This is a genomic window from Neptunomonas antarctica (assembly GCF_001305295.1).
In the GTDB taxonomy this organism is placed as follows: domain Bacteria; phylum Pseudomonadota; class Gammaproteobacteria; order Pseudomonadales; family Balneatricaceae; genus Neptunomonas; species Neptunomonas antarctica.
Window position 1 is genome coordinate 59,608 of the sequence record NZ_LJSI01000035.1, and the last position, 23,229, is coordinate 82,836.

Here is a 23,229-nt window from a genome sequence, read left to right on the forward strand (position 1 = left end):
ACGGGCAGCACCATGACTCTGATAAGTAACAATTTGATTCAACTCTGTCTGCATCTGTCTACTATTGAGCGTATAAGGCCGCCGTCGCACTGAAAACGCTTCTTGTTAAGAGTTACCCCCAAAGCCTGTGGATAACTAATCTGATAAGCATGGGGTAAGCACCACAGAGCCTGCTATACCGCACTGCAGCGAAATACGTACAAAGATCAACCAATGCAGATAACATACACACCTAAGCGTATTACAATATACGGGTGCACACCTACTGGGAAACATGACAGATGAACCGGATTTTTACATTTATTTGGCAGGGCCTTATTGCTGTTCTGCCGCTAGGACTGACTGTTTATTTTATCTATTGGCTTTTTTCATTTATGGAGGCACTCGCCAAACCATTGTTGCTTTCGCTTATTTCCCTGCGTTTTTATTTCCCGGGTCTGGGTATTCTTGCCAGTATCCTCGCCTTAGTATTAGTCGGCATACTGGTGAATCTGTACGGTATTCGCTACCTGGTAAAATTAGTCGATCATCTGCTCGAAAGAATCCCGGTGGTAAAATCGGTTTACAGCACGATTCAAGACATAGTGACGGTCTTTAATATCACGGATAAAAAGGATGACTTACGCAGTGCCGTATTAATCGACATGGGTAACGATATCAATCTGATAGGGTTCGTGACAGGAGCCGCCGCAGGACGGCAACTATTCAAAGAAGGCAATAAAGTGGGTGTCTATTTACCCATGAGTTATCAGATAGGCGGATTTACCGTCTATGTGGAACAGGATCGCTTAACTCCACTAGATGTCAGCGTTGAAGCAGCCATGAGGATGGCAATTACCGCCGGCGTAAAAGCCAAGAAAAAATCATAATCGCGGCCCCTTACACTCACACGAAAAAGGGCTGCATAGAGCAGCCCTTTTATTATCACTGAATAGCGTCATCAAACACGCTAGCGAAACAAAATCTTTACAGCGCCGCTTCCAATTCAGGAACCACGTCGAACAGATCAGCAACCAGACCATAATCAGCCACCTGGAAAATCGGTGCTTCTTCGTCTTTGTTAATCGCAACAATGATTTTAGAATCTTTCATACCGGCCAGATGCTGAATCGCACCAGAAATACCAACAGCAATATACAGATCAGGCGCAACCACTTTACCGGTCTGGCCTACCTGCATATCATTCGCTACAAAACCTGCATCGACTGCTGCCCGCGATGCGCCCACAGCCGCACCCAGCTTATCAGCCAACGTATAAAGCAGCCCGAAGTTCTCACCGTTACCCATACCACGGCCACCCGATACAACGATCGAGGCGGCAGTCAGCTCAGGACGGTCAGACTTCACCAGTTCAGCGCTTACGAAGCGTGAGTTATCTGATGCAATTACTTCTGCGATAGCATCAATGCTTGCATTGCCACCCTCAGCTGCCACAGGATCGAACGCCGTACCACGCACAGTCGCTACTTTGAAAGCATCAGCAGACTTCACCGTCGCAATCGCATTACCTGCATAAATAAGACGTTGGAAAGTATCTGCACTGATAACAGCAGAGATATCTGACAACTGGTTAACATCTAATAAGGCAGCAACACGTGGCAGAATATTTTTACCATCCGACGTTGATGAGGCAAAAATGTGTGTATAACCTTCAGCGATAGAGACCATCAGCTTGCTGGTGTTTTCTGCCAGATGATGTTCGTAAACTGCATTGTCAGCCACACGTACACTGCGCACACCGGCGACTTTGGCCGCTTGTTCAGCGACTGCCTGACAACCGCTACCGACCACTAGAATATCGATATCACCACCGACTTGTGCAGCAGCAGCAACAGTATTTAATGTGGCCGGTTTTAATACCTGATTATCATGTTCTGCGAGAACTAAAATACTCATGACAGTACCTTCGCTTCATTCTTCAGTTTATCGACCAGCTCAGCAACAGAGCTCACTTTAATACCGGCCTTACGATCTGCAGGTGGTTCAACGCTAACCAATGTAATGTTGTTACTCAAAACGACACCCAGCTCTTCTGGCGTTTTTACATCCAGCGGCTTTCTCTTGGCTTTCATAATATTGGGTAAAGAAGCGTAACGCGGCTCATTTAAGCGCAGATCCGCGGTAATAATCGCTGGAAGATCCACTTCAATCGTTTGTAAACCGCCATCGATTTCACGCTTAACACTAACCTTATCAGCGGCAACTACCACTTCTGAAGCAAACGTCGCCTGTGGACGATCCAACAATGCAGCAAGCATTTGGCCGGTCTGATTGTTATCAGAATCGATCGCCTGCTTACCCAGGATAACCAGACCTGGCTGTTCTTCTGCAACCACTTTCGCCAGCAGTTTTGCAACGCTCAGAGAATCCGGTGTGCCTTCCGTTTCGATATGAATCCCACGGTCTGCACCTAACGCTAACGCCGTACGAATCTGTTCCTGACACTGTTTAGCGCCAATCGAAATAACGATGATTTCACTCGCAACACCTTTCTCTTTCAGGCGGACGGCTTCTTCTACTGCAATTTCACAGAACGGGTTCATGGCCATTTTTACATTAGCCAAATCCACATTCGTTTTATCCGCTTTAACACGTACTTTGACGTTGTAGTCAATAACGCGTTTTACAGCGACAAGTATCTTCATACAAGCCTCGCTTTTGTTGTTCTTTTGATGGTCTGAACGTCAGACCTTACGTATGGGTCAATAATAGCTTTTAACCGCCAAGCTACAATAACAAGAAACATCTGTTTTATTAACGATTAAATCCATTCTCGCAAAACACCCCGTAAATACAAGAGGGTAGATAACGTAGATTATCAGCAGGCACTAATTTTACCTTAACGTAAACGTCAATAAAACCTGTGTATTGCTTCTTAGCGATGACTTTAGTTGCAGAAAAGCCAGATAAATTCTGTGAAGCTTCGCAAACAACCCGTCGTTAGTTAAACACCGGCGGGCGCTTTTCCAAAAATGCAGTGAAGGCTTCCTTCGCCTCTGCCGAACTTAAACGCTCTTTAAACTGTGCAACCTCATCCAGCAACACCGTTTGTAATAGCGCCTGCTGATGACTCTTCATCATTTTTTTACTCAGCTTTACAGCCTGCGGTGGCATGCTGGAAAGTTGCTGGGCGGCTTTTTTTGCATCCCCCAGAGGATCGTCCGATGCACTATTAACTAAACCTAGTTCTGCTGCACGCACGCCATCAATTCGATTACCCATGACTAATAATTCAAACGCCAAACGATGCCCTAACTGTTGCGGCAGAAGCAAGCTGGTGCCACCTTCCGGCACTAAACCCAAGCGGGCAAAAGGTAGTTGAAAGCGGGCATCATGCTTACAAAAAACCAGATCACAATGCAGCAGCATCGACGTACCAATACCCACGGCGTCCCCCGCTACCACAGCAATCACAGGTTTACTAAACGTCGATATTGTCTGTAGAAACTTCAATGGTAACGCGGCTTTATCAGGCTGAGACGCGGCGGCCATAAAATCCTGAATATCATTACCTGAGGTAAAGCAATCGGCATGGCCAGAGAGCAATACAACACGGATAGTGTCATCCTGTTCTGCCAGGGTCAGACCATCAATCAGTGCCTGATACATATCCAGCGTTAATGCATTTTTCTTTTCAGGGCGATTAATCGTGAGCAGCAAGATTGCTCCATCCTGCTGCTGAAGCACATGTTTTGTCTGGTTCATGTTTAAAATCCACCTTGTATTTTCAATGCGTATTCGCGGCTCAGTTGAGCGTATTCAATAGTGGCACTCACATACTCTTCGTGGAGCGTTGCCACCAGCGCAGCAACGCTCGGCACATCATGAACAGATCCAACACCCTGCCCTGCCGACCAGATGCTTTTCCAGGCGGAGGCGCCGTCTTTTGGTGCCGTGAGTTCTTCACCCAAATTCAATTCTTTGCTGCCTGATTTTTGAGAATCAGCCACCTCTTCGGTTATCGCTTTACCGGTATTAGGATCAAGCCCGGCCACCGCTAAGCTCTTCTTCAAAAAGTTAGCAGGAATACCTGAGATCTCCGGCGTATAGGTAATATCTGATGCACTGCTATCCACAATCATTTGCTGATAGTCTGCAACCGCTTTACTCTCCTGCGTATTAATAAAGCGCGTGCCCATATAGGCTAAATCAGCCCCTAGCATCTGCGCTGTAGCTATATCCCGTCCGGTTGATAAACACCCCGACAAGATAACGGTTCCATGGTAGAACTGGCGAATTTCACTAACTAACGCAAAGGGGCTAAGAATACCGGCATGCCCACCCGCACCCGCACACACGGCAATCAGACCATCAACGCCCGCTTCTGCTGCTTTTTGCGCATGGCGAACCGTGGCCACATCATGAAAGACCAGTCCACCGTAGCCATGTACTGTTTCGACGACATCAGGCACCGCGCCTAATGAGGTAATAATCAGAGGCACCTGATGACGCTTACAAATTTCCAGATCTGCCTGCAAACGCGGATTGGTTTTATGTACAATCAAGTTCACGCCAAACGGCGCGGCTTGCTTCCCTGTGTCTGCTTCAAACGTTTGCAGTGCCTGTTTTATCTGCACCAGCCATGCTTCGAATGCTTCACTGCTACGCTGATTCAATGCAGGAAAAGTACCAACAATACCCGCCTTGCAGGCCTCGATAACCAAATCAGGACCGGATACCAGAAACATGGGAGCAGAAATCAAGGGCAAGGTTAAACGTCCTTGTAGTAAAGCAGGCAGACTCATAGGGTTACTCCTGAAAAGATAGGGGGGATGAAGGCTCAGACTTAGAGAGTTCAAGACAAGAAGAATCAAGGTTAGGCGATTCGTGATTAGATGACTCTTTATACAACTCAGGCAGATAGCGCTTAATAACATCGCTATCCTGCGCCCAGGTACGGCACGTATTCAACATCACTTTAGCACCAGCATCCATTACGTCCTCGTCCATACTAGGCCATAAACTCTGAATGGCAGTCGTCGCCAATACGGGTAGCAACTCATGCAGATGCGTGCAGCCCTGCGCTCCACCGACTAATTCTTTGGCTTTACGTTGCCAGCCGGGCCCTATTCGCGTGCCTTCCAACCGCTTAAATACATGTACCGCACCGGGGCACATGTTAAATGGAGACTCCTCAATGGCCGCTTCAACATGATGAATTAAGAACGTATTATCCAGTGTAAAACGCAGCTTCATATCATGATAAACCTCCCCGGCCGCCACGTAACCACCGCGTTCAAGATTATCTACGCTATCCGCTTTGACGTCGGTCATCTGCGCTTCTATATCCCACAAACCATCTTCACGCTCATAGCCGTTACAAATAACCGTACGGCGGTGTGCATGTTTACGCCGCACAGGTTTAGACAATGACATTACTGATTCTCCATTCAGATGATGCTACTCACCATCGTTTTTAAGCATACGACGTAATACTTTACCCACATTGGACTTAGGTAGATCATCAACGAAGATGACCGATTTAGGAATTTTGTAATTGGTCAGGTTTTCTTTGCACCACTTGATCACTGTCTTTTCTGTTAATAAAGGATCTTTACGTACCACAAACAACTTGGGTACTTCACCGCTTCGTTCATCTTTCACGCCGATGGCTGCACACTCAATCACATCGGGATGGGACGTCACCACATCCTCAATTTCATTCGGGTATACATTAAAACCCGAGACAATAATCAAGTCTTTAGCGCGATCGACAATACGTAAACGCCCATCTTCGTCGCGAACCGCTATATCCCCGGTGATCAGATAGCCATCGTCGGTAAAGCTGGCTTTAGTCTCACGTTCACGCTGCCAGTAGCCCTGCATAACCTGCGGGCCTTTTACGCATAGTTCACCTACCACGCCAGCAGGCGCTGCCGCCCCGTAAGTATCAATTATACGCACATCAGTTGCCTTTAATGGCCAGCCAATGGTGCCAATACAGACATTTCCCGGTGGATTAATCGCGACGGCCGGCGACGTTTCTGTTAATCCATAACCTTCCATAATCTCGCAACCAGTGACTGTTTTCCACTGATCAGCCGCCGCATTCGTAAGCGCCATACCGCCGGAAATCGTCACTTTTAACTGACCGAAATCCAACGTTTTAAAGTCATCGTTATTGCACAAGGCGACGAACAAAGTGTTGAGCCCCATAAAGCTAGTCATATTCCAACGCTTCATCTCTTTAACAAAACCCGGGATGTCGCGAGGATTAGCGATCAGTACACTGTGTCCGCCGGTTTCCATAACAACCTGAGACAGGGTAAAAGCATAAATATGATAAAGCGGCAGCGGTGATATGGCGGTATCAGCCCAATGACTATCGCCCCGGCTAATCAACTCACGACCCTGCAGCATATTTGATACAAGATTACCGTGGGTCAAAATCGCACCCTTGGAGACACCCGTTGTTCCTCCGGTGTACTGCAGCACAGCTACATCTTTTGTTTGCACAGGAACAGGCGTCGGCTTTCTACCTACACGGCTGAGTAACGCCGCCCGTAAAGCAATCTCCATGGGCAAGTTATAATCGGGTTCCATTTTTTTAATATATTTAATGGCAGTATTCAGCAGCGTCCGCTTAATAAAACCATGCAGATCTCCTACCTGAGTGACGAAGATATGCTTAATCTGGGTTTTATCGATAATTTTTTCAGCGTTGTGCGCCATACTGGCGTGAATCACCAGCGCTTTCGCACCTGAGTCATTAAACTGATGTTCGAGTTCACGCGGTGTATAAAGTGGATTGGTATTCACTACCACGAGTCCGGCACGTAAAGCACCAAACAGTACAATCGGGTATTGAATTAAATTGGGTAACTGAATGGCGAGCCTGTCACCGGGCTGCAAGTCTGTTTCTTCTTGAATATACACCGCAAACGCATCGGACAAACGATCCAACTCGCCATACGTTAGTGTTCGGCCAAAACTGGTAAAGGCAGGCCGCTCGGCATAACGCTGGCAGACACTGGCGACCACATCAAGTATTGTTTTGTAGCCTTCTGGATTCAACTCTTCCGGGATCCATGTCCCACGTGCATCACTCATAAACTGCCACCTGTATTTTATTGTTATGGGTAGGCGGAGTAGCGTCCGATCACCACTGTATTTTCACAAATAGAGCTTATTTGTTGTAAGCCTTAGTCTTTAAAAAAGACCAGCACAGCTATGTAACTAATGTATATAACTCACCTATACATAGCCGGCTCGTCTATCTATATAGCACGACAGTAGGAAATCTTAGGCAACAGGGAAAAGCGCTGTCAGACGTGTCGCCAGCATAATGTCGCCATCGGCACGAATACGTCCGGTCATAAATGCCTGCATACCATCGGTTTCACCGGATACCACTTCCTTTAATGTTTCGCTATCCATCGACAAGGTAACTGAAGGCTCATCATGCTCGCCCTGACCTACTTCACAGCTGCCTTCTGTTACGGTCACATGGTACGGCTCACCATCATCAATCTGATACTGAAACACAACATCCAGACCCGCTGCCGCTGCACTGTTAAAACGCGTTTTCATCTCTTCAAAAATTTTACTCAGATCTGACATAGTATTTCCCTCTGCTGGATAACGCTTATTTGATTCAAGCGACGCGTGATGGTTTCTTTTCAGGCTACTTGTTGCCTGATAACGCTTAGCTTTATACTTTAAAAACTGTTGAGCAAGCCAACGGCCTGCCCGGTACTTTAAAATTGACTCTGCTAGCATCCGCACAATAACAACGCTCTCTTAAAAGATGAAATTTTCCGGATCCAGTTCCATTAAGTTAGCGGCACCTGATTGCATAATTTCTGCATGCGCACGCGTCCGTGGCAATAGACGTGCAAAGTAAAATCGTGCGGTGCTCAGTTTAGCTTTGTAGAAGGCTTCTTCCGCACTTCCCTCATCAAGAGCAATCTGTGCCTGCTGCGCCATACGCGCCCAAAAGTAAGCCAGCGTGACATAACCAGAGTACATCAGATAATCGACCGCCGCCGCACCGACTTCTTCACGATCCTGCATCGCTTTCATGCCGAGTGTCATAGTCAACTCGCCCCACTCTTTATTAAGTCCAATCAATGGCTTAACAAAAGGCTTCATGGCATCATTATCTGCGTTTTCTTTGCAAAACTTATGCACTATTTTTGTAAAGCCTTTTAATGACTCACCTTGTGACATCAAGACTTTACGACCTAACAAATCTAACGCCTGAATCTGAGTAGTGCCTTCATAGAGGGTTGAGATACGCGCATCACGTACATTTTGCTCCATACCCCATTCCGCGATAAATCCGTGACCACCATAAACCTGTACACCGTGATTCGCTGATTCCAAACCAGTCTCAGTTAAAAATGCTTTAGCAATCGGTGTTAAAAATGCCAGCAATGCATCCGCTTCTGTTTTCTCTTCAGCACTGGCGAGTTTTACTTTGTCGGCCAGCTGCGCACAGAAATAAATCAGTGCACGTCCACCTTCTGAAAATGCTTTCTGCGTGAGCAACATGTTACGTACGGCCGGATGAACAATAATCGGGTCGGCCGGGCCTTCAGCGTTTTTAGCGCCAGTTAACGAACGCATCTGCAGACGATCTTTTGCATAAGGCAATGAATTCTGGAAAGCCCATTCAGCATGCGCTAAACCCTGTAATGCCGTGCCCAAACGTGCGGTGTTCATAAAGGTAAACATGCAGTTCAAACCTTTATTTGGCGGGCCTATCAAATAACCGCTGGCAGCATCAAAATTCATGACGCAGGTAGCATTACCGTGGATACCCATTTTATGTTCAATGGAGCCACACGCCACGCCATTACGCGCGCCAACACCCTCACCTTCAGGCATAAACTTAGGCACGATAAACAATGAAATACCTTTCGTACCGGCAGGTGCATCCGGCAGACGTGCCAGGACGATATGAATGATGTTATCTGCCATATCATGCTCACCGGCAGAGATGAAAATTTTGGTGCCGGAAATTTTATAGCTACCATCGGTCTGCGGTTCAGCTTTCGTGCGCAACAAACCCAGATCCGTACCACAATGAGATTCGGTCAGGCACATAGTACCGGTCCATTCACCACTCACCAGTTTAGTCAGGTACGTTTCTTTCTGTTCATCTGTACCGTGCTCACTGAGTGTGTTCATAGCGCCATGACTCAACCCCGGATACATACTCCAGGACCAGTTGGCAGTACCCACCATTTCGCTGATGATAGTGCCGATTGACTCAGGTAAGCCCTGTCCTCCATGCGCGGGGTCATGAGACAGTGAGGGCCATCCGCCATCAACGTATTGCTGGTATGCTTCTTTAAAACCAGTCGGTGTTTTGACCTCGCCCTCATTAAACAGGCACCCTTCCTGATCACCTATCTGATTCAGTGGTGCCAGTACACGCTCTGCAAACTTAGCGCCTTCTTCGATAATTGCACTGATCATATCAGGCGTTGCATCTTCGCAACCCGGTAGGCTGGCGTAGTGTTTTTCAGACTCTAGCACTTCATTCATTACGAACTGTATTTCACGTAAAGGCGCTTTGTATTCTGGCATGGTCAATTCCTTAGTTCTTATCTTTATACGCCCGAAAAACACAATACTGCGGGCAAGCATCGGTTGCAGATTTTCAATAAGAATGGACGAAAACCTTCCCTGCACCAATAACAAAAGATGCCAATATCACTAACAAATAATGCCATTATGTTAAAAACAAGCATTAACGCTAGTATTGTGCACCGCAGTAATATGACAAAATAATTCACTCATCTCTTTAAATCTGACTGACAGTCATTAATTTAGTTTAAAGTAGGCTCACTTCAGCTTCACAATACATTTTTAATAATAAAGCCCCGGCTCAACTATTTTGTTAAACGATACCCTATGAAAAAATTACTGATTATCGGTTATGTCTGGCCCGAACCCCACTCTTCGGCGGCGGGATACCACATGCTCTCTTTCATCAAACTATTTCTCGCTCAGCACTGGCATGTCACTTTTGCCAGCCCTGCCGCTTTAAGCGAACATCGGGCAGATCTTTGCGCGTTGGGCGTAGATGAAGTAGAAATTGAGCTAAACTCATCAAGTTTCGATAACTGGATCAGTCAATTACAGCCAGATATCGTTTTATTTGATCGCTTTATGATGGAGGAGCAGTTTGGCTGGCGGGTTGAGCAATGCTGCCCGAATGCAGTACGCCTGCTAGACACAGAAGATTTACATAGCCTGCGAGAAGCACGACATCAGCTGATCAAGCAGCAATTGCGTGACGAACAATTAAACATCGCAGCACTATCATCGTTACCGACGCTTTACCACCGCATGGCCGATACGGACCTGGCTCAGCGAGAAATTGCATCTATCTATCGATGTGATCTGACGTTGATGATTTCCGATCTTGAAATACAGCTATTAACTGAGCATTTTAACGTCCCTGTTAGTCAGCTGACTCACTGCCCCTTTATGCTGCCAGACGAAGAGACCGCGACACCCTCATTTGAAGACCGCCAACACTTTATCAGCATCGGCAATTTTCGCCATGCGCCTAACTGGGATGCGGTACTCTGGTTAAAGCAACAGCTTTGGCCGCTAATAAAGCAGCAATTACCGAAGGCAGAGCTGCATATTTACGGCGCTTACCCGCCACCCAAGGCCACGGCATTGCACAATGCTAAAGAAGGATTTTTAGTCAAAGGCTGGGTGGATGATGCTCATCAGGTTCTGCAGAATTCACGACTATTACTGGCTCCCCTGCGCTTTGGTGCCGGGATAAAAGGCAAGCTTGTTGATGCCATGAGAAATGGCACGCCGTCAGTCACAACATCCATTGGCATCGAGGGAATGACAGCTAATCAACAGGACTGGGGAGGTGCATGGTCTGACAATCCACAAGGCTTCGCCGATGCTGCCACTGTGTTATATGAAAACAAATCCGTCTGGCAAACTGCACAAGTAACGGGCCATCAACTGTTACAAAAGCGGTTTAATCAGCACGATATTCAAGCGTCTCTTCTGGAGAAAATACTGCCCTTACTCAGCCAATCGCAACGAGACGCGCATCGCAGGGCAAACTTCACTGGCCAGATGCTGCGCCACCATCATCATAAAAGTACAAAATATATGGCACAGTGGATAGAAGCCAAAAACAAACACATCACCAGTATTTGAAATATCAGGGAGAAGAAGTAAAGATTTGCCTATTCTGCCCTGGCATCACTACCATGCTCAGATAACTGTGCGCCGAACCAGCGATGAATGGCTGTAAGCAAACGAGGATCCGATGTATCGAAATTGATCTCGGCCCCTATCGCTAACGCCGTATACGATACCTTTATATTCGAGGATCCGGCCCCAAGCTCTTTAAGCCCTGGCATATCTGCACCATGTAACATAGCAGGATCAGAGTAATCACCCCGCTGAAAACGCTCTACCTCATGTTTAAGGTGTTGCTGAATCATGGCTACCTGATCAGTGGCACCCTCCTGTTTAGCAATCACCCGCTGCACGCCTCCCCTCTCTGTCATCTTGAAAATGTGCAGTGTGCTTTCCATATCAAACGGCATGACATAATGCGACATATGATGCACGCGCTCCTGCGGAGTTTCTGCATATACGGTAAAACTATTCCCTAGCAAAAGAAAAACGAACACTTTCATAAAGCAACATGTGCCGCGTATGTACTGAGTCATATCATCTCCTGATGTCATCATTTAACGGTGAATATATCATTTTAATTTTCGATCATCTGCGCAAATCAATCCAGTTGCTTTCTGGCCGGTTTATACCAATAATCGACATATGACTACTGTAATACAGAGAAATAACGTATGTCTCCTAAATATCTTCAAGACCTAATTACAGACTATAGTCAGCAAATAATTGGCGTTCTGACCAAGCCTGAAACTTATATCCAGCTGGGTATTATTTTAACTGTTTACGCCGCAGCGTATTTTATAGCTAACAGGTTCCGCCGATATTTTTCTGTTTTAGGTGAAACACCTGATCCAATAAACGCCCTGCCACACCGAGTTCTCTTATTCAAGTTTGGGAATACACTCTTCCCTTTATTGGCTATTTTACTACTCCGAATGTCGGTTGATTTAGGCCAAACAGCGTTAAAAGAAGGTTGGCTATTAGAAACAGCGCTAACGGTGGCGCTCTTGTTATTGTTTAATTCGGTTATAACCGATTTTATTAAGAATAAAACGGCAGGGCGTTTTCTCAAAATCATAGGGTTACCGATATTATTTCTGCATCTGACCGGTCTTCTGGATCATGTTATTCTTGTACTTGAATCAATCTCGATTACATTAGGGAATATTAACGTTACCGCCTTTGGTGTTTTACGCGTGGCCTTATTTGGCACCCTACTCTTTTGGATGGGACGGGCATCTAACAACACAGGAAAAGAGATCATCCGCCGTCAGGCAAATTTAGATTTTCGTACCAAAGAGCTAGCAGCAAAGATCTTTGAAGTGGCCGTCTATGTCATTGTGTTCCTGCTTTTATTACAAGTAATGGACATTAACCTAACAGCCTTAGCCGTTTTTGGCGGCGCTCTGGGTGTAGGTTTAGGCTTCGGGTTACAGTCCATAGCCTCCAATTTTATTTCAGGTGTCATCATTCTGCTTGACCGCTCGCTATCACTGGGCGACTACGTCGAAATGGAAGACGGAAAAAGCGGCATCGTACGTGAACTCAACTTACGCTCAACCACATTAGAAACCTTTGATGGCAAAGACATCATGGTACCTAATGAGAAGTTTATTGCGTCTACGTTTACCAACTGGACACATAAGAATAAAAAGCAACGCTACCGTGTTGATTTTTCGGTTGCCTACCACACTGATATCCGTAATTTGGTGGAGATCATTAAGGAAACAGTTTCCATTCATCCTCAAGTAATCAGCGGTAATCACATTCCGATAGAAGAGCGTCCTGACTGTGAAATAGCCAGCTTTGGGGACTCAGGCGTCAACATGTTTGTAGAATTTTGGATGGAAGGTATTGATGATGGCCAAAACCGAGTCGGTGGTGACCTTTTATTAGCGATCTTTGAAGCCATGCGAGACAACGGCTTCGAAATCCCATTCCCACAACGCGAAGTGCGTATTCTTCAGGACGGGGGAGATTGAGAAAAAAGCTCTGTTTTTAACGGAGTTTTAATGCTGTCCGGCATCGGCTATCGCTTTAATATTATATTTGATTTTATAGATCAACATATCGCGATCAAGGGGTTTACGCATGATCTCATTCACCCCCATTTTCATAGATTCTTGCGCATTATCTTTATCACCTGCTTTCGCCAGTACTATAATACGAGTATGGCTCATGTCAGGGTCATTTTTAATACTACTGATAACAAACAACGGGCTCATATCCGGTAGTGTCAGATCTATCAGAACAATATCTGGCTTCCATGTTTGCATCATTTTTATGGCATGCATTGCACTACCGGATGTCTGAGCGTGATAACCCGCTGACTCTAAATTTAATTTAATATCATCTCGACTGGTTATGTCATCTTCCAGAATCAGAATATTACTATTATTGTCTATAGACGAGGTTTCAGGGTGCTGCAGGCGCTCTTTTTTCAGCACCGCAATATCGGCAATATCTTTTACAACGTCGTGAGCCGACGCATTTGAAGTACTTTGATGCTCTGACACTTGTTTGATTAGGTGTTTTTCAGTGTGAGTATCAATCAAACTGCCTATTTCTTGCTTATGGTTATCGGTGAGCGTGCGATTTTGTACGATCTGATTCTTCATCTGTTTCATTGAGGAAGACACAATACCCAGAAGCTTTTCAAAGCTTTCTTTGTTCAGGTCATCCAATGAGTCCTGGCAATTAGCTACCTGATCAAAGTAGTTGCTCAAATCATTGATGGAAAGATTGCTCATCGGATTAGGTGCTTGATTATCGCGGACTTGGCGAATAAAACGTAGACGGATCAGAATATGGAAAGGGTCATAGAGCGGGCGAATAACAAAATAGTCGTCAAAAACATCTTTATTACAAATTTTAAAAGCTTCACGCAATTCATCACGACTACATAATACTATCTTGCGGTAGATGATTTTTTCAATATGTTTTTTCGTACTAAGAAGGTGCAAATAAAACACCTCGTTCTCTTGTAACGAATTCAAACCCATTAACAGGACATCAATATTTTTCTCAAGAATCATCTTGAGGGCATCTTCTTCTGTTTTCACAATGAAGAAAAACGGGAATTGACGCTTAATCATATTGCTTACAGACTTGATTTCTTCAGCATTATCAGTCACTAGCAAAACTGAAAAGCGGTGCGGACTCCCCATCAGTTACCTCAGCCTCTCAGAGCATTCTGTTGGCTGGAAAAAATATTCTTCCATAAGTTAATCACCTCTTATTCATGACCATACCGAGGTTAAAATTTTTACTTTAACTCACTGAAACCCGGATACAATATAACAGCTTAGTTGAGATAATTTTAAATGCTATCAGGCAAAGCATAATAATCAAGAAAATTAGACACTGCGCGGTTTATCGGGCTGCTGACGATAAAACTGGCACAGCAATCGATAGACCTCTGGCATCCTTTCTTTCATACTTTCTGGCGCCTCGAAAAAAGTCTCACTGCACACCGCAAAGAACTCTGCCGGACTGGTCAGTGCATAGTCATCGAGCGGCAACGGCCGGTGATGTTTCCAGTCTTTCTGCAACTGCTGCCACGTCACCGTAAAAATATCGTGCCATTCGCCCGCTCGCATATCCGGGTGCATCGGCGGCGCACCGTTGGCACCATCACGCAACATATCAAGCTTGTGCGCCAACTCGTGAATCACCACATTACTGGCCTTACCGTGACGCATATGCGCGCCGGTTGCGCAAACCGATTGCCACGATAAAATCACCGGCCCCCGAAGCCACGCTTCACCACTCAAACCAGGACCTTTTGAATGAACGACACCATCATCACTGTGATAGGGGCGGCTGGGAACAAAATCACCTTCGTAGATAATCAAGGTAGACCAGTGATCATACCAGTCCAAGCCAAGATGGAGGACGGGAACGCAGGCCATGGTGGCGAGTTTCAGGCACATTGCATCTGTAAATTTAAATTCACCGCCGGAAGTGAAATTTTTACGCACGAGAAAACGAAAAGCCATAGCGCGAAGTGCGTCGCGTTCAGCCCCCTGATAGCGATTCATTACTGGCCAGTCGGCAATAGCAGATTCCCATTGTGCAGCGCTAAGGCCCATTTTTTTAACGTGCCGGCTTTCCAACCAGTCACTAAGCTGCTTAAACATTTTTAGTCCAGAGCACATTTAACATCACAAGAAACACCTCTGATACTTAACACGTAATACGGAGGCGGAGCTACCGAAACAGAGCGAAGCGGCGTGTAAAAAGCATTGGAGGTTTATGATGTCTCGCCTGGCGTTGGTACATCATTTTTACTCACCTTCTGTTTTTCAGATATCTCGTTTGCCCACTCATATTCATGAGCACTCGCCTCTATACCTTTTTGGTTAGCCGCTTGATACGGTGTAAACGAGAGCCTGGTCAGTAGAGGAAAGTGATCCGACCCAATCGAAGATAAACGTTGAATATCCTGTAACGTAAAATGCTGACTGTGGAACAAATGATCTAAAGGCCAACGCACAAGCGAATAATCTACGTGGAAGGTATTAAAGACTCCCCGCCCCACACGCGGGTCTAGCAAGCCACTGATTTTACGAAATAATCGAGTAGTCGCAGACCATGCGACATCATTAAGGTCGCCGGTTACTATCACAGGCTGGTCACTTTCGGCCACACTTCGGGCCACTATCACTAGCTCCGCGTCCCGTTCTGCTGATTCAGCGTTTTCTGTTGGACTTGGCGGGGCTGGATGCAGAAAATGCGCTCGCACTTTATCGCCTGTTCGCAACGCTACTGTTGCATGAATCGATGGAACACCTTTTTCAACAAAATAGCAGATCTCCTGCTCGCCTAAAGGTAATCGTGAAAAAACATGCATACCATAAAGGTTGTCGAGGGGGCATTTTATGCTGTATGGCATGTCATCTTCTAACACCTTGAGTTTATCTTCCCACCATTGATCGGATTCAAGTGTGACTAAAATATCCGGTTGATGCTTTTTAACTAACTCAATTAATGCATCAGCATTACGGTTGGGTGTAAGTACATTAGATGTGAGAATGCTGAGTTGTTTATCAGCATGATTATCACTGGAAGCTTCAACCTCCCTGGGCCATAAAAAAGTATAAGGTAATATCCACCACACCTGCCAAAGTAAACATAAAAACGTAGCGAAGATCAGCGCCCGAGAGATAACCATTTGAGTATCAAGAAAAAGAAAATGAGCTATCAACAAAACGGCTGAAAAGATGGCGAACTGCAAACGGGGAAAATCCATCCCCCTGATAATCCAATGCGAATGTCGCGATAAAGGCAGCAAGGTAACCAATAGCGTCAACAGTGTGAAAAATTCGAGTATTGGTAACATACCGGACCTGATGTTGTAGGGTTAATATTACATTATTAACCCAATTCACGGAGGCTGATCTTATCGCCTAACGTCGAAACCAGCGTACATAGGACTCAAGTATAAATTATGACGTCACATGATATAAGGCGTCTGCGAATTCTAATCATCATGACCTGGCTATTATATCCTTATCCCATTCTGTTTCAGCTGAATAATAAAAGTGTTCTTATTCGCTCATAAGTGCATCGATTTGTTACTCTAGGCTTTTGATTACCTTGATATAAAATAACGTATGAACAAAGCAAAAAAAAGCGGAGCTATCGTAAGCGTTTTTATTGTCATCGGCATGGCATTTTTACTTCTGGGTAATCAGCAGCCACCAGAAGAGTTGATAGAAAACCACGTCACCGCAACAGAGCAGTCCTACAGTTTTTCAAAAAGCATCAAGCCCATCATGGATAACAAATGTCTGGCGTGCCATGCCTGTTACGATGCACCTTGCCAGCTCAAGCTGGAATCCTCACAAGGACTAGCGCGCGGCGCATCAAAAAAGCCCGTTTATGATGGAGAAAGATTTCAGGACACTCCGCCAACACGGCTCTATGTTGATGCACAAACGCCACAAGAATGGCGTAACAAGGGATTTTATTCGGTGCTCTCTGCCTACACCCAGAGCAAGCATGAAACGAGCCCTCCGCTCATGCTGCAAATGCTAACGCTGGCGAAGAACAATCCACTGCCGATCAATAAAAAGGTGCCTGAAGAGATCCAGCTCGGGTTTGATCGAGTCAATTATTGTCCCGCACCCACTGAGTTTGCTGATTATGCCGAAGAATATCCCCATGGAGGCATGCCGCTGGCCGTTTCTGGCTTAGATCAAAATGAATATCAGATTTTATCCACCTGGCTGAAACAAGGTTCAAAAATCGATTCAGCACCTGTCACTATCAGCAAGCAAGAACAGTTACTGATGAAGCAATGGGAAACGTGGCTAAATCAACCGGACAAAAAATCAACACTGCTATCACGTTACCTGTACGAGCATTTATTTCTCGGGCATCTTTATTTAAGCGACGCCAATGTAAACAGCCATGAGTTAAACCAAAGCGATTTACACCACCGTGGTGTAAATCGCACTGATATAAATAGCACTGATATAAATAACACGCGCGCTAAAGCAACGCAGTTTTACCAGCTCATACGTTCCTACACGCCAACCGGTGAACCCCCGGTTATAGTGGCCACGGTACGCCCCAATGATGACCCTAAGAAGCCATTTTTCTATCGCCTGATACCCATTATCGATACCATCGTGCATAAAACACACATCACCTATCGCTTTGATTCAGACAGGCTCAGCCACTACCAACAATTATTTTATACATCAGACTGGAGTGTTGAAAACCTCCCCGGCTACGGCTACAAAGACAGATCCAATCCATTCCTCACATTTGCAGCGATTCCAGCAAAACAGCGTTATCAATTTTTACTGGATGATGCCGAGTTTTTCGTCAGAAACTTTATTCGAGGTCCGGTATGCCGAGGACAAATTGCAACGAATGTGATTCGCGACCAATTCTGGATAATGTTTGAAGATCCTAACGTTGAACACTACACCAACAACGCTAACTATCAGTTATCGGTCAATCAACATTTAGGATTACCCGGCGAAGAAACATCACTACTGAATTTTGGTAGCCAGTGGCTGCGTTATAACGAAGACCGCAATCAATACCTGGACCTGCGCCAGAAAGCCTACCAACAACAGTTCCCAAAAGGCCCGGAACTGAACCATATATGGGACGGCGACAAGACGAACAACAATGCATTTTTAACAGTATTTCGGCATCATAACAGCGCCTCAGTAACCGAAGGATGGCAAGGCGAGATTCCATTAACAGCATGGCTTATGGGCTACCCCTTACTGGAACGTACCTATTATGAGCTTGTCGCTAACTTCGATGTGTTTGGTAGTATTTCCCATCAAACACAAACACGTTTATATTTTGATTTGATCAGAAATGGTGCAGAAACTAATTTTTTACGCTTTATACCAGCCGCTTCCCGACAGGCTCTCTACGACAGTTGGTACCAATCAAGCGCCATCATAAAAACTGAAATCGCTTACCATGAGCTGGATGTAAAAACACCCAGCAATATTCCGTATTCTCGCAACCAGCCAAAACATGAACTACTGGAAACCTTACTTGATAAATACCCCGCGCTCAACGGTGGTGACGATCCCATCAACCGTTGCAATGACGGGTGTGCTACACAGATTGAAGACTCACTTCATGCGCAAGTAGCACACGCCATGAGCAAAATTGCGGCCATACCCGCTTCACAATTAGCAGGAATAAAATGGTTACCCGAAGTGAGTTTTGTCAGAATTAATCTGGATCAAAACCCGACTCACACAAAGGCTAATGAAAACTTCCTCGTCTACACCCTCATACGCAATCGTCGCCATAGCAGTGTCGCCTACTTACTCGGTGAATCATTACGCTATCAAGAAGAACTCGACAGTTTGACCATTATGCCCGCCCCTATAGGAAGTTACCCTAATCTGATCTTGCAAATGAACTTAGCAGAGCTAGATGATTTTGTGACGTCATTCAGTGCTATAGATTCCGCAAAATCCTTCGAACAATTTATTCAACGCTGGAGCTTAGGTCGCATGAATCCACAATTCTGGAATGTGTTTCATAGTTTCAAAGATTATCTACAAGCCACCAGGCCACTAGAAGCCGGTATATATGACATGAACCGTTATGGAAATTGGTAACAAACTGCGGGGATTTCTAAGCTTAATAGGCGGGGAAGAAATACATAAGGGTAAGTTTTTTACCCTTAACTCGATTCAAACTCCCGGTAGGCACCTTTTAATGTTCGCACCATGACAGCCGCACCCTCTTCATTTCCGGTCAGTTCACCGGGCCGATGTTCACTCAGTACTCGGGTAGGTCTATCACCCAGCATCAGGATACGATCGGCAAAAAACACGGCTTCCTGAAGGTCATGGGTCACCAGTACGATTGAGGTTTGTGGTCGTCGTTGCCGGACACTTTTAATCAATGCATGTAACTCCTCTGCCGTATGCGGATCCAGAGAAACAAAGGGCTCATCCATCAGTATCAGATCCGGCTCTACGATCAGACTGCGGGCCAGTGCAACCCGACGGGCCATCCCCAACGACAACGTTTTGGGGTAAAGATCCATCCATGCTTCCAGCCCAAGTTCTGCCAACAGCGGTTTGATTTTAAAATAATCTTTGGGATCAAGGACCAGTTCCAGATTCTGGCGCACCGTGCGCCAGGGCAACAGGCACGGCTCCTGAAACATATAACTGATACATAACTCTTGCGTGATCAGCGACCCTTCATAGTCACGATCCAGACCCGCAATGATGTTCAGCAACGTGGTTTTTCCGCAGCCGGAGGGTCCTAGCAGACACAGCAACTCACCCCTTTCCAGCTGCAACTGGAAACGTTCAAACAGCACATGAGAAGCAAAATATTTACTCTGGATCTGCAGGTCGATCATCTCTCTCCCCTGTTGTTTTCAAGAATGTTTTTCAAGCATGCTTTTAAGAGTGCTTTTTAACACTGTTTTTCAAGCGGTTAGCGCCAGCGACTCTGGTACTTTTCCCAGGGCTGCAGCAGCAGCCACTCAATCGCCTGCACGATCAGAATAAAGGCCAGGCTGTAGGCCAGTATCATCGTCACATCGAACATCTGAAACGCCAGATGCAGTTGAAAACCAACCCCTTCGCTACGCCCCAACAGCTCCACCACCAGCACGATTTTCCAGATCAACGCCACACCGGAACGGGTAGACACCAACAGGTACGGCGCCAACTGTGGCAGGATGACCTCTTTCATCTGGCGGAACCGGCTGATGCGATACACCTGAGTCAACGCCCGGTATCGGGTATCGAGGCTCCAGGTACCCTGACGAAGGGTCACCACCACATTCGGCACCTTGTTCATCACCACTGCGGCAATCGCAGCAAACTCTGTCATCCCCATCCAGATGTAGAACAGAATGATCACCACCAGCGCGGGAATATTCAGAAAAAATACCAGTATCGGATCCAACCATCGGTTTAAACCGGCATTAAGCCCCATCCACACACCGAGCACAGAACCCAGCAACATCGACACAGAAAACGCGATCGCTACCCGCAACAGCGTCGCCTGTAAGTGATACGCCAACTCCCCCGATTGCCATTCCTGCCACATAACCTGCGCAACCCTGAGCGGCGACGGTAACAATTGTGAGTCAACCACCGCTCCTCCCGTCGGCGAGAAGGGTAGCTGCCAGCAGAGTAACTGCCATAAACACAGCAGTATTGTCATCGACAACAACTGTGTACGGATTGAACTCCAGATCGGCATTAGCGGTACTCTTCTCTTCTCATTACAAAAATCAGTGTTGGCGCCAGAACGTGTCATTGTCCAGTTGTCGACTATCACCCACCAACTTGTCGCCGCCCAATTCCGCCAGCAATCTAAACATCTGTTGGGCGTCCACCCACTGTTGCTGCTGGAGAGGCTCCGGAATGCCCGCCAGGAATTCTTTTTTCAGCTGCTGAAAAACCGCCTCATCTGAGGCCTGCATCATAGGGCGTAAGGTGCTCCAGGCATCATCATGCTGCAACAGGTAGGATTTAGTCTGGGCTGAGGCCCGTTGTAGCGAAGCCACCAAGGCGGGGTTCTCTTCAGCCCAGCGTTGATGAAAAACATAGCCCAGCATTGGCAGATCAGAATTCATACCCAATGCTTTACTGACCGCCTTTAAGTCCGTCAGCACCGGATAGCCCTGACCCTCTAAGCGAGCGGCAAAATGCCAGAAAGTCACAACCGCATCCAACCGCCCCCTCTCCAGAGAGGCATTAAGCAACGGTGGCGCACCATACTGCTGTTCGGTTGCCGCCTTCAGATCGATCCCCTGCTTCAATCCCAGCGCCCGTAGTAACAGCCAGCCTTTGCTCAGCGGCCCGCCGGCGATACCGATGCGTTTTCCCTGCAGGTCTTGCAGAGATTTAATATGGCTGCCTTTGGCCAGCACTACTTTGCCGATTGACAAGGAGTAAGGAATAAACTGTAGTTTGTCGCCCATGTCCCGTTGACGACTGACCCACATCCAGTCAGCCACAATCACATCTGCTGATCCACTTTTCAGCGCCGTTCGGGTTGCCGTCATACCCGCCAACGGCATCACCTGCAGCTGAAACTGATTGTTGCGATCGAAGGACTGCGCTTGCATTGTCTGCAGCTCCCAGTTGAGGGTGCCAAACTTCAGTGCTGCCACGGTGACGCTATTGTGTTTATCCGGGCCCCCCTGATCCATAGCAGACGAGGACTTAGCGGCCAGCGTTAATTCGCTAAACAACACCATCGCGATCACTACGGCAAAGGCTGCCGGGATTTTCGACAATGTCCCACGCCTCAACAAGGGAATTCCTGGATTTTGCATGCGTTACCTCGGGTCGTAATGATTTTTTTCAGGCCCTTAAATACTACCTTCACCTATCATAAAACCGGAGGTAACCTCAAAACATACTACTTGTGACCCCTTTCATAAGACCAAAGGTAGAGTCCTTGATTTTGCGTGTTAACTGATATACGACATCAAAAAAGACATTACAAACCTAGGGAAATGGATAAGATCACTGGTCTTTGAGGGTAATACCCGGGCTATCTATGAAGAGCTGAGAGACAAAGATAAAAAACTTCACAAAGCGTTTTTGCATCTGGTGTTTGCCAATATAAGTAGTCAGTCCGTGATTCACCCGTCCATGAAAGTAAACGGCTCTCGATTTAGCCTCAGATTCTGTAGACAAGCTAAAATCAGGCCAGTTATTGCAGGGTTTTAAGTATTTCGCGTTTTAAGTGACTTTGAAGTCACTAATTCAGGACTATATGATTAAAATCCAAAAGCTGTGTAATAATACAGAAGGTAAGTCTAATAAATATTTGTGGTAATAAATATGAGTCATGGTAGGCATGCGGAGCTACGAAAAGAGCTTGAAAATCAAATTTTCACAGGAAAGCTAAAGCCTGGAGATCGTCTTGATGAGACCAAATTGTCTGAGATTTTTGGCGTGTCACGTACACCTGTTCGTGAAGCGTTATTACAGCTAAAGGCCGCTGGATTAATCGAGATGCGTGCAAGAAAAGGGGCTGTTGTGGCCTCCATTGAACTTAAAGATCTTCTTGAAATGTTTGAAGTCATGGCGGAACTGGAAGGAATGTGCGCAAGGCTAGCAGCGCGTCGGGCATCAGTTGAAGATATTGAAGATATACGTAATGCTCATAATGCTTGCCAAACAGCCGCAGAGAATAAAGATTATGATCAGTATTACGCATTAAATGTAGATTTTCATGAAGCTATCTATAAGGCTGCAAGAAATCGCTATTTAGCAAGTGAAACCATAGCATTGCGCAACAGGCTCTCTCCCTATAGAAGAACACAGTTAAGGAATTCAAATAGGGTCATGGAATCATTTACTGAACATAGCCAAATATTCAAGGCTATTGAAGATAGGGATGTAAATATGGCAGAAAAACTGCTTAAAGATCATGTTAATGTTCAAGGTGCTAGCTTTAGTGATTTTGTCGCTAGCCTTCCTTAAATATTAAGGCATCCATATTAACGTATCACGATGTCCGACAACCCAAATCTTGTCAGTTACAACCCCTGAATAATCAATAACTACTATTCTAAAAATAGTTACGGAAAGTGGAACATGAGAAAATTTATGCCCCACTCTC

20 protein-coding genes are annotated in these 23,229 nt (G+C 46.0%); 5 read left to right on the forward strand and 15 right to left on the reverse strand.

Annotated elements, in window-relative coordinates:
- Nucleotides 1-281 precede the first annotated feature (281 nt).
- The gene (locus Nant_RS08075) at nucleotides 282-869 is read left to right on the forward strand and encodes a DUF502 domain-containing protein (protein WP_054341135.1); all 588 of its coding nucleotides are present in this window, start codon (nucleotides 282-284) and stop codon (nucleotides 867-869) included.
- Nucleotides 870-966: 97 nt separating this feature from the next.
- Here the strand turns inward: Nant_RS08075 and Nant_RS08080 are convergent, their stop codons facing one another.
- From Nant_RS08080 to Nant_RS08115, 8 genes are all read right to left on the reverse strand, one after another.
- Complete coding sequence (locus Nant_RS08080) at nucleotides 967-1,896, reverse strand: electron transfer flavoprotein subunit alpha/FixB family protein (protein WP_054341136.1); 930 nt, start codon at nucleotides 1,894-1,896, stop codon at nucleotides 967-969.
- A complete protein-coding gene (locus Nant_RS08085) occupies nucleotides 1,893-2,645 on the reverse strand; it encodes an electron transfer flavoprotein subunit beta/FixA family protein (protein WP_054341137.1) in 753 nt (250 codons plus the stop codon). The genes Nant_RS08080 and Nant_RS08085 overlap by 4 nt, the downstream gene beginning before the upstream one ends.
- A gap of 295 nt (nucleotides 2,646-2,940) precedes the next feature.
- The gene (locus Nant_RS08090; RefSeq protein WP_054341138.1) at nucleotides 2,941-3,705 is read right to left on the reverse strand and encodes an enoyl-CoA hydratase; all 765 of its coding nucleotides are present in this window, start codon (nucleotides 3,703-3,705) and stop codon (nucleotides 2,941-2,943) included.
- Nucleotides 3,706-3,707: 2 nt separating this feature from the next.
- Entirely contained in the window at nucleotides 3,708-4,745 is a 1,038-nt protein-coding gene (locus tag Nant_RS08095; protein ID WP_054341139.1) for an NAD(P)H-dependent flavin oxidoreductase, read from the reverse strand.
- 4 nt (nucleotides 4,746-4,749) lie between these two features.
- Nucleotides 4,750-5,376, reverse strand: coding sequence for a DUF2889 domain-containing protein (locus Nant_RS08100; RefSeq protein ID WP_076496077.1), 627 nt, complete (start codon nucleotides 5,374-5,376; stop codon nucleotides 4,750-4,752).
- 24 nt (nucleotides 5,377-5,400) lie between these two features.
- Entirely contained in the window at nucleotides 5,401-7,050 is a 1,650-nt protein-coding gene (locus tag Nant_RS08105; protein ID WP_054341140.1) for an AMP-binding protein, read from the reverse strand.
- 192 nt (nucleotides 7,051-7,242) lie between these two features.
- On the reverse strand, nucleotides 7,243-7,560 hold the full coding sequence (locus Nant_RS08110) for an SCP2 sterol-binding domain-containing protein (RefSeq protein WP_054341240.1): 318 nt from the start codon (nucleotides 7,558-7,560) through the stop codon (nucleotides 7,243-7,245).
- Between the two features lie 180 nt (nucleotides 7,561-7,740).
- Complete coding sequence (locus Nant_RS08115) at nucleotides 7,741-9,534, reverse strand: acyl-CoA dehydrogenase C-terminal domain-containing protein (RefSeq protein WP_054341141.1); 1,794 nt, start codon at nucleotides 9,532-9,534, stop codon at nucleotides 7,741-7,743.
- A gap of 327 nt (nucleotides 9,535-9,861) precedes the next feature.
- On the opposite strand from Nant_RS08115, the gene Nant_RS08120 reads away from it, so the two are divergent.
- The gene (locus tag Nant_RS08120) at nucleotides 9,862-11,145 is read left to right on the forward strand and encodes a glycosyltransferase (RefSeq protein WP_054341142.1); all 1,284 of its coding nucleotides are present in this window, start codon (nucleotides 9,862-9,864) and stop codon (nucleotides 11,143-11,145) included.
- 29 nt (nucleotides 11,146-11,174) lie between these two features.
- On the opposite strand, the gene Nant_RS08125 is transcribed toward Nant_RS08120, so the two are convergent.
- Entirely contained in the window at nucleotides 11,175-11,666 is a 492-nt protein-coding gene (locus tag Nant_RS08125; protein ID WP_076496076.1) for a hypothetical protein, read from the reverse strand.
- A 138-nt stretch (nucleotides 11,667-11,804) separates the two neighbouring features.
- On the opposite strand from Nant_RS08125, the gene Nant_RS08130 reads away from it, so the two are divergent.
- Entirely contained in the window at nucleotides 11,805-13,112 is a 1,308-nt protein-coding gene (locus Nant_RS08130; RefSeq protein WP_054341143.1) for a mechanosensitive ion channel family protein, read from the forward strand.
- Between the two features lie 27 nt (nucleotides 13,113-13,139).
- Here the strand turns inward: Nant_RS08130 and Nant_RS08135 are convergent, their stop codons facing one another.
- From Nant_RS08135 to Nant_RS08145, 3 genes are all read right to left on the reverse strand, one after another.
- Nucleotides 13,140-14,297, reverse strand: coding sequence for a response regulator (locus Nant_RS08135; RefSeq protein ID WP_054341144.1), 1,158 nt, complete (start codon nucleotides 14,295-14,297; stop codon nucleotides 13,140-13,142).
- A 189-nt stretch (nucleotides 14,298-14,486) separates the two neighbouring features.
- Nucleotides 14,487-15,269 carry a M90 family metallopeptidase gene (locus tag Nant_RS08140; RefSeq protein WP_054341145.1) on the reverse strand — a complete coding sequence of 261 codons (783 nt, stop codon included), beginning with the start codon at nucleotides 15,267-15,269 and terminating at the stop codon, nucleotides 14,487-14,489.
- A 113-nt stretch (nucleotides 15,270-15,382) separates the two neighbouring features.
- Nucleotides 15,383-16,471, reverse strand: coding sequence for an endonuclease/exonuclease/phosphatase family protein (locus Nant_RS08145; protein ID WP_054341146.1), 1,089 nt, complete (start codon nucleotides 16,469-16,471; stop codon nucleotides 15,383-15,385).
- A 274-nt stretch (nucleotides 16,472-16,745) separates the two neighbouring features.
- Here Nant_RS08145 and Nant_RS08150 point away from each other — a divergent pair, with 274 nt between their 5' ends.
- Nucleotides 16,746-19,238, forward strand: a complete 2,493-nt coding sequence (locus Nant_RS08150; protein ID WP_054341147.1) for a fatty acid cis/trans isomerase — start codon at nucleotides 16,746-16,748, stop codon at nucleotides 19,236-19,238.
- A 65-nt stretch (nucleotides 19,239-19,303) separates the two neighbouring features.
- Here the strand turns inward: Nant_RS08150 and Nant_RS08155 are convergent, their stop codons facing one another.
- The 3 genes from Nant_RS08155 to Nant_RS08165 form a co-directional block, all read right to left on the reverse strand.
- Nucleotides 19,304-19,996 carry an ABC transporter ATP-binding protein gene (locus tag Nant_RS08155; RefSeq protein WP_054341148.1) on the reverse strand — a complete coding sequence of 231 codons (693 nt, stop codon included), beginning with the start codon at nucleotides 19,994-19,996 and terminating at the stop codon, nucleotides 19,304-19,306.
- Between the two features lie 77 nt (nucleotides 19,997-20,073).
- Entirely contained in the window at nucleotides 20,074-20,907 is an 834-nt protein-coding gene (locus tag Nant_RS08160; protein ID WP_238377096.1) for an ABC transporter permease, read from the reverse strand.
- The gene (locus Nant_RS08165; protein WP_082400147.1) at nucleotides 20,882-21,931 is read right to left on the reverse strand and encodes an ABC transporter substrate-binding protein; all 1,050 of its coding nucleotides are present in this window, start codon (nucleotides 21,929-21,931) and stop codon (nucleotides 20,882-20,884) included. Before Nant_RS08165 ends, Nant_RS08160 begins: the two co-directional genes overlap by 26 nt.
- Nucleotides 21,932-22,445: 514 nt before the next feature.
- Here Nant_RS08165 and Nant_RS08170 point away from each other — a divergent pair.
- The gene (locus tag Nant_RS08170) at nucleotides 22,446-23,090 is read left to right on the forward strand and encodes a GntR family transcriptional regulator (RefSeq protein ID WP_054341150.1); all 645 of its coding nucleotides are present in this window, start codon (nucleotides 22,446-22,448) and stop codon (nucleotides 23,088-23,090) included.
- Nucleotides 23,091-23,229 lie beyond the last annotated feature (139 nt).